The organism is Streptomyces sp. UW30 (assembly GCF_008042075.1).
Classification (GTDB): domain Bacteria; phylum Actinomycetota; class Actinomycetes; order Streptomycetales; family Streptomycetaceae; genus Streptomyces.
Genome location: NZ_RDBN01000167.1, coordinates 1 through 937 on the forward strand (window position 1 = coordinate 1; position 937 = coordinate 937).

The following is a 937-nucleotide window of genomic DNA, read 5'->3' on the forward strand; positions in this document are numbered from 1 at the left end:
GGATCACCCCGGCGACGACCAGGAGACCGAGCGAAGCTCCGCGCTCGCCGCCGGCCTGACCGCCGAAATGGCCCGCGAAGAGGCCGCGGCCCCCGCGGAGCAGGCAGCGTCCCCCGCCCCCGGCGCCACCCTCCTGGACATAGGCGCGCTGCCGCTCTTCCCGCTCCAACCGCCGCGCACCTCACGCGAGTTGCTCACCGACCATGTGACGGCGATGGTCTGCTGCGCCGCGATGGACACCGCGGGCGCCGCCCCCGGCCTGGACTGGCTCGACGGCCCCACCCTTGTCATCAACGGCGTACGGGCAGGCGACCTGACCCCCCACGTCCTCAGCCTCATCGAGGACGGCGACCCGGCGCCCCTGCGCGCCTGGCTGGTGGAGTCGGGGATACGCCCCGAGAAGCCGGTGCGCCTCGTCTGAGGGCCACGCCCGCCCCGGCCCGACGGCCGTACACGTCCAGGCCAGACGGCTGTGTACGACGTATGCGGTCGGAGCCCCCGGTTCCACTTTCGGCCAATTCGCAACGAATAGTGACAGGATGCGTGCGCAATGTGATGTGCTGGGACCGATAGCGCATATGGCAAGGGCTTACGCCATACGACAGGCACACAAAAGCCCAGGCCGCGCGGCGAACCGTGCACCACACCAGACGCAAGGCGCCACACGCCGCACCACACACGGCACCCGCACCACACAACACAACACACAACGCTCGATGCACCACCACGGGGGAACGAGGGAGGGGTAGGGCCATGGGGTCGGAGCAGATCCGCCGCTGGGAGTCGGGAGCACTCGCGCACGCCGTGACGGACCCCTTCGGTCAGGGCCCGGTCCCCTGGCTGCGCGGAAACGTCACGTACTTCGACGACACCGGCCAGGTCGTCCCCTGGTACGTCGACGGCCAGGCCCACCCCCCGACGTCGGACACCCCCAGGG

The 937-nt window shown here is 70.8% G+C and carries 2 pseudogenes; both read left to right on the plus strand.

From position 1 onward, the window contains the following. A pseudogene (locus EAO75_RS45235) lies at positions 1–421 on the plus strand (hypothetical protein); the annotation flags it as partial. Positions 422–753: 332 nt separating this feature from the next. Beyond that, positions 754–937, plus strand: a pseudogene (locus EAO75_RS45240) (phosphoribosylamine--glycine ligase); the annotation flags it as partial.